At 67.3% G+C, this 6653-nt stretch carries 6 protein-coding genes and 1 pseudogene; 4 read left to right on the top strand and 3 right to left on the bottom strand.

Annotation, left to right across the window (positions count from 1 at the left end):
- From ASE15_RS04360 to ASE15_RS04340, 4 genes and pseudogenes are all read left to right on the top strand, one after another.
- Positions 1 to 194, top strand: a pseudogene (locus tag ASE15_RS04360) (thioredoxin-disulfide reductase); the annotation flags it as partial.
- Complete coding sequence (gene trxA / locus ASE15_RS04355) at positions 191 to 517, top strand: thioredoxin (RefSeq protein WP_056648114.1); 327 nt, start codon at positions 191 to 193, stop codon at positions 515 to 517. The pseudogene ASE15_RS04360 and the gene trxA, both read left to right, overlap by 4 nt.
- A 286-nt stretch (positions 518 to 803) precedes the next feature.
- Positions 804 to 2135, top strand: a complete 1332-nt coding sequence (locus ASE15_RS04345; RefSeq protein ID WP_056648108.1) for a PLP-dependent aminotransferase family protein — start codon at positions 804 to 806, stop codon at positions 2133 to 2135.
- Between the two features lie 152 nt (positions 2136 to 2287).
- Positions 2288 to 3238, top strand: coding sequence for a D-alanine--D-alanine ligase (locus ASE15_RS04340; protein ID WP_056648158.1), 951 nt, complete (start codon positions 2288 to 2290; stop codon positions 3236 to 3238).
- 101 nt (positions 3239 to 3339) lie between these two features.
- On the opposite strand, the gene ASE15_RS04335 is transcribed toward ASE15_RS04340, so the two are convergent.
- The 3 genes from ASE15_RS04335 to rsmG all read right to left on the bottom strand — a co-directional run bounded on the left by ASE15_RS04335 (position 3340) and on the right by rsmG (position 6601).
- Positions 3340 to 4563 (bottom strand): ParB/RepB/Spo0J family partition protein, encoded by a 1224-nt coding sequence (locus ASE15_RS04335; protein WP_056761804.1) that lies wholly within the window; start codon positions 4561 to 4563, stop codon positions 3340 to 3342.
- Complete coding sequence (locus ASE15_RS04330) at positions 4560 to 5723, bottom strand: ParA family protein (protein ID WP_369800557.1); 1164 nt, start codon at positions 5721 to 5723, stop codon at positions 4560 to 4562. The genes ASE15_RS04335 and ASE15_RS04330 overlap by 4 nt, the downstream gene beginning before the upstream one ends.
- Before the next feature lie 203 nt (positions 5724 to 5926).
- The gene (gene rsmG / locus ASE15_RS04325; RefSeq protein ID WP_082608664.1) at positions 5927 to 6601 is read right to left on the bottom strand and encodes a 16S rRNA (guanine(527)-N(7))-methyltransferase RsmG; all 675 of its coding nucleotides are present in this window, start codon (positions 6599 to 6601) and stop codon (positions 5927 to 5929) included.
- Positions 6602 to 6653: the final 52 nt, after the last annotated feature.

Genomic DNA, 6653 nt, shown 5'->3' with positions numbered 1-6653 from the left:
ACGCCGTCGACCACACCTACCGCCAGGCCATCACCGCGGCCGGCTCCGGCTGCTCCGCGGCACTCGACGCCCAGCGCTACCTCACCGAGCTCGCCGACGCCTTCGAGGACGCCGCAGGCCTCCCCGAGATCGCGGGCACCCCCGACGTCCCCAACCCCGACGAGCTGCCGCAGGCACTGGAGGAGATCCGATGAGCAACACGGTCAAGGTCACCGACGAGACGTTCAAGGCCGAGGTCCTCGAGTCGGACGTTCCCGTCATCGTGGACTTCTGGGCGACCTGGTGCGGTCCGTGCCTGCAGATCGCCCCGATCCTCGAGGAGCTCGCGGGCGAGTACGCAGGCAAGGTCAAGATCGCCAAGCTCGACTCGGACGAGAACCCCGCGATCACGGCCGCGTACGGCGTGGTCTCGATCCCGACGCTCAACTTCTACTCGGGCGGCGAGCTGGTGAAGTCGATCGTCGGCGGGCGCCCCAAGCGCATCCTCGTCGAGGAGATCGACGCGCTGCTCTCCTGACCTGACATGCTCCGCGCCTGCGCGGAGCTCACCTCGAAGGGGTGGCCGGTCCTCGCGACCGGCCACCCCTTCGTCGTCCCGCTGCTCCGTCGCCATCGATGCTCCGCCCTGGCCAACGCGCTGACGCCGCGTCGTGCGGTCGTCGGCTGCCGACCGGGCCGACAGGCGACGGGCGACGACCGCCGGCCCGGCCGACCCGACGCGGAGGCACGACAGGACCCCTGACGGCGTCCGGGGAGCGGCCCCTTCACTGTTCCCCCCGATTCGTCGTGCGAGACTGGGGATCGTGAGCACGACACCGACGCACCCCGCTCAGCCCGCTCCCTCCGGGGGCACCCGCCTCGACCCGTGGTTCGGCGCCTACGCCGAGCGAGCCCACGGCATGCGAGCGTCGGAGATTCGCGCCCTGTTCGCGGTCGCGAATCGCCCCGAGGTCGTCTCGCTCGCCGGTGGGATGCCCTACCTCGAAGGTCTTCCCCTCGACACCATCGCCGACGCCATGCAGCGGCTCGTCGCGACCCGCGGCACCACCGCGCTCCAGTACGGCTCGGGGCAGGGCGCCGAGGAGCTCCGTGAGCGCATCATCGACATCGTCCGTCTCGAGGGCATCGACTGTCATCCCGACGACGTCGTCGTGACGACGGGCTCGCAGCAGGCTCTCGACCTGGTGACGCGCATCTTCATCGACCCGGGCGACGTCGTCGTCGCCGAGGCCCCCAGCTATGTCGGCGCACTCGGCGTGTTCCGGTCCTACCAGGCGGACATCGTCCACGTCCCTCTCGACGAGCACGGGCTGATCCCCGAGGCGCTTGAGGAGACCTTGACCCGCCTCGCGGCCGAGGGACGCCGCGTCAAGCTGCTCTACACGGTCCCCAACTTCCACAACCCTGCCGGCGTCACCATGTCGCTCGAGCGCCGCCCTCGCATCCTCGAGATCGCGCAGCGATTCGGCGTCCTCGTGATCGAGGACAACCCCTACGGGCTGCTGGGCTTCGATGGCGACCCCCTGCCGGCGCTGCGCTCGCTCGACGACGAGGGCGTGCTCTACCTCGGGTCGTTCTCCAAGACCTTCGCACCTGGCTACCGGGTCGGCTGGGTCGTGGCCCCGCACGCGGTCCGCGAGAAGCTGGTCCTGGCGAGCGAGTCGGCCATCCTTTGCCCCTCGAACGCCTCGCAGCTCGCCATCGCGACGTACCTCGAGACCTGCGACTGGCAGGGACAGATCAAGCAGTTCCGCGAGCTCTACCGCGAGCGTCGCGACGCCATGATCGGCGCCCTCTCCGAGCACCTGCCGTCGGCGACGTGGACCGTTCCCGACGGAGGCTTCTACACCTGGGTCAAGCTTCCCGACGGTCTCGATGCCCGTTCCATGCTGCCGCGAGCGGTCACGGCGCGGGTCGCCTACGTCCCCGGCACGGCGTTCTACGCCGACGGCTCCGGCGCGGACCACGTGCGCCTCTCCTACTGCTTCCCGACGCCGGAGCGCATCCGCGAAGGCGTCCGCCGGTTTGCCGGCGTGGTGTCCGCGGAGAGGGACCTCGTCGAGATCTTCGGAACGTCGGGCGCTCCGGACTCGGACCTGACCGACGTCGAGAACCCTGGCCCCAACCTCGCGTGAGCACCACCCCCGCGCACGAGAGCACCTTGCAGAACGTCGAGAGGACCAAGACCGTGGGTACTGCTGCGGAGAATGCCATTCTTGCGGAGGACGTCGTCGAGCCCGACGCTGCCTCGACGACGGGGAGCGTTGCCGCCTCATCCCGTCCCGAGGTGCAGCGCGTCGTCATCCTCGCCGGAGGGCTCTCGCACGAGCGCGACGTGTCGCTCCGGTCGGGTCGACGCGTCGCGGAGTCCCTGCGTGGAGCAGGGATGGACGTGACGGTGCTCGATGTCGACGCCTCGCTGCTCTCGACCCTGGCCGGCGACCGCCCGGACGTCGTGTGGCCGCTCCTGCACGGCGCGAGCGGCGAGGACGGGTCCGTCCGAGACGTGCTCGAGCTCCTGGGACTGGACTACGTCGGAACCGGGCCCAGGGCCTCTCGTGCTGCGTGGAACAAGGCCATCGCCAAGAACGTCGTGCTGGGCGCGGGGATCGACACTCCCGACTACGTGACCCTCCCCCAGAGCCTCTTCCGGGAGCTCGGCGCTCAACCTGTTCTCGACGCGGTCGTCAGCCGGCTGGGACTGCCGCTCGTGGTCAAGCCGAACCAGGGGGGCTCAGCGCTGGGCGTCACCCTCGTGTCGCGGGCCGAGGACCTTCCGCGAGCCATGGTGGACTGCTTCTCCTACGGCGAGCTCGCGCTCATCGAGAAGGCGGTCCAGGGTGTCGAGGTGGCTGTCAGCGTCGTCGACGGCCCCGATGGTCCGCATGCTCTTCCCGCTGTCGAGATCGTCACCGACGGTCCGTACGACTACGACGCCCGGTACAACCCGGGCCGCACCAGCTACTTCGCGCCCGCTCGTCTCTCCGCACCCGTGGCTGCACGCGTGGCCCAGGTCGCCGTCGACGCTCATGTGGCCCTGGGACTTCGCGGCCTCTCCCGGTCGGACCTGATCGTCGACCCGGACGGCGTGCCCCACTTCCTCGAGGTCAACGTCGCCCCGGGTATGACCGAGACCTCGCTCTTCCCGCAGGCTGCCCACGCAGCGGGCCTCGACCTCGGCGGCCTCTATCGGCGGATCGTCGCGCAGAGCGTCGAGGCACGAGTCCCGGCGATCTGACGAACGTCCTCCCGACCGCACGAAGCCCCGGTGAGCTGGTACTCACCGGGGCTTCGTGTTTCACGTGAAACATCAGGCAGCCGCCATGTTGGCGTCTGGTCCTACTGACGCAGCAGACCTGGGTCCTCCGGTGCCATGAGGTCAAGGATCCTGTTGAGGTCCTCGACCGACGCGAACTCCACCGTCAATCGGCCCTTGTTCTTGCCCAGGTCCACCTTGACCCGTGTCTCGAACCGGTCGGAGAGCCGGACCGCAAGGTCGTCGATCGCTGCGATGCGCTGCCCTGGTCGAGGTGCGCGTTCCACGGGCTTCTTCGCGTCGAGCCCGCCAAGAGCGACGATCTCCTCGGTCGCCCTGACCGACAGCCCCTCGGAGACGATCCTCTGAGCGAGGCGTTCGATCTCTGCGCCGTCCGTGAGACCCAGCAGAGCGCGGGCGTGCCCGGCCGAGAGCACTCCCGCTGCCACCCGGCGCTGCACGAGCGGGGGCAGGCGCAGCAGGCGCAACATGTTGGAGATCTGCGACCGGCTGCGAGAGATCCGGGTACCGAGCTCTTCGTGTGTGCACCCGAAGTCGTCGAGCAGCTGACGGTAGGCGGCAGCTTCCTCGAGAGGATTGAGCGCGCTGCGATGGAGGTTCTCGAGCAGTGCGTCGCGCAGAAGATCTGCGTCCTCCGTCTCGCGAATGATCGCCGGAATGACGTCCAGGCCTGCGGCCTGCGTCGCACGCCAGCGCCGCTCCCCCATGATGAGCTCGTATGCGCCCTCGTTCTCCGGGTCACGGCGAACGACGATGGGCTGGAGAACACCGATCTCCTTGATCGATCCGACCAGTTCGTCGAGCTCGCCCTCGTCGAACACGGTGCGAGGCTGGCGAGAGTTCGCGCGGATAAGCCCCACGGGAAGCTCGGCGAACGTCGCGCCGGGGACAGGGACCAGGCCGTCTTCCGAAGTTGTGGCGGTGTTCGCACTCTCGGTTGTCGCGGGTGTTTCACGTGAAACATCACCGGCCTGCGCATCTCCTGCCGCAGTCGACGCCGCGGTGGGGATGAGTGGCCGAGAAGACGCATCAAGGTCACTGGTCGCATCGTCCAGACCGATCAATCCAGCCGGTGAATCAGAGCTCTCGCGCTCGATGGTCAGGACGGTCGAGCCGCCCAGAACCGACGACCCCACTCCCCCGCCCTCCGGGTTGGTGTTCTGCTCGATCGGCGCTGCAGCCTGCGGCGCCGACGGGAAGAACACGTCCACGGGGCGTTCACGCTCTGGGCTCGTCGGAATCAGGGCCCCTAGACCACGCCCAAGCCCACGGCGCTTCTCACTCATCGTGCATCCTCCTGGTAGCTAGGCAGCACTGCCCATCGTTCGGCGAGGTAGTTCTGCCGGGAGACGTCGCGAGATGCTCCGTCAACGGGTTGAACGAGTATGGGGCGTCCACGGTCAGCAACTTCCCGAGCGGCTTCGAGATAGGCGAGCGCACCCGTGGAGCTGGGGTCGTACGTGATGACGGTCTGCCCGTGGCTCGGCGCTTCGGAGATGCGTACCGAGCGAGGCACGGTCGTCCTGAGGGTCTGCTCGGGGAAGTGCTCGCGCACCTCGGACGCAACCTGCTGTGCGAGGTTGGTACGACCGTCGTACATGGTCAAGAGAATGCTCGAGACATGCAGCTGGGGATTCAAGTGCGCCTTGATCAGCTCGATCGTCTTGAGGAGCTGGCTCAAGCCTTCCAGGGCGTAGTACTCGCACTGGATCGGAATGAGCACTTCCCGGCCGACCACGAAGGCATTGACAGTCAGTAGGCCGAGGCTGGGAGGGCAATCGACCAAGACGTAGTCGATGCGTTCGAGCCCCTGAGCGATGCGTTCCTCCAGGTAGACATCCACCGCACGCCGCAGCCGTGTTTCACGTGAAACCAAGGAGACGAGCTCGATCTCTGCACCCGACAGGTCGATCGTCGCAGGGACGCACCAGAGGCTCGGGATGTCGGGGCACTGCTGGACCGCAGAAGCGAGCGGGGCGCCGTCGACCAGCACCTCGTAGACAGAGGGCGTCCCAGCGCGGTGCTCGACACCGAGCGCCGTCGACGCATTGCCCTGCGGATCGTTGTCGATCACAAGGACATTCAATCCTGCCTGGGCAAGACCAGCAGCGAGGTTGACGGTCGTCGTCGTCTTCCCGACGCCACCCTTCTGGTTGGCGATCGTGATGATGCGGGTCGTTGCAGGACGGGGGAACTGTCGTCCATGGAGGTCGATCCGACGCCGCGCATCGATGGTGAGCTGGGCCGCGAGAGGCGTGTCGTCGTCCATCTCGGGCAGGCTGGCCATGAGGGCAGCACGGCGATCGTCTTCGCTCGTCAAGGCCGCTGCGCCCTGGTTCCCGGAGTCGGTCGACGATGTTTCACGTGAAACCTCCGCGAACGGCACCGCTTCTCGATGATCGAACGGCATGCTCTGGTACCGGTCGGAACTCTCAGTCACGCCCATCTCCCTCAATTGACCCACCTCACAGCATGCGCTCAAGACTCGGCATTGACCGAGGTCTCGAGCGCGTGTCGCCCCGAAACTCGGCGGACAAGGCCATCGCGCGACATCACTGCCGCCTCATACCCGCGAGTCCCGTGTTCTCGACGCTACCTCACGGATCCGTCCTGGGACGTTCCTGCACGGCCGTCCCTGGGCTCGCCCGCTCAGGCAGGGGTACGACGCACCCGAAGCACCGTCGTCGGCTCAACGCCGTCGACGCTGAAGGCCTCCAGGACCTGGGGCTCCTCCGTCTTGTACTTTCGCAGAACCTTCCGTGCCGGCTCGATCTCCTGTTGGACGTTCCTGCCCTTGAGGACCACCATCTCTCCCCCGCGCTCCACGAGAGGTAGGGACATCCTCGCGAGCTTCTCGAGCGCAGCCACGGCACGAGACGTGACAGCCTCGCACTGGAAGGCGCCGTGGTACTCCTCGGCCCGGCCTCGCTTGACCTCCACGTTGGTGAGCTCAAGTTCGTCCACCACCTCGTTCAGCCAGGTGCAACGACGCTCCATGGGCTCGATCAGCAGCACCTGCGCGTCCGGGAGCATCGCCGCGATGACGATGCCCGGAAGCCCCGCACCGGATCCGATGTCTGCGATCGTTCCATTCGTCGGAAGGTACTGCACGACCGCAGCGGAGTTGAGGATGTGGCGCTCCCAGATGCGAGAGACCTCACGCGGACCGATCAAGCCACGCAACTCTCCCTGGTCGTGCAGCATTTCTGCGAACCGCGAGACGAGCGGAAAGGCGTCTCCGAAGTACCGCTGGACTTCGGGCGAATCCGCGAGCGCTTCTCGTGAAACGTCGCTCGGGATGCCGTCGCTCATCTCGTTCGTCATGTACTCCTCTTTCGATGCAGATCACCTGTGCGGCGAGATCCCCGTAGTGCTG

It is taken from the genome of Oerskovia sp. Root22 (genome assembly GCF_001429135.1).
Classification (GTDB): Bacteria; Actinomycetota; Actinomycetes; order Actinomycetales; family Cellulomonadaceae; genus Oerskovia; species Oerskovia enterophila.
The sequence above is the reverse complement of the archived record's forward strand: the minus strand, read 5'-3'. Positions and strand labels throughout refer to the sequence as shown.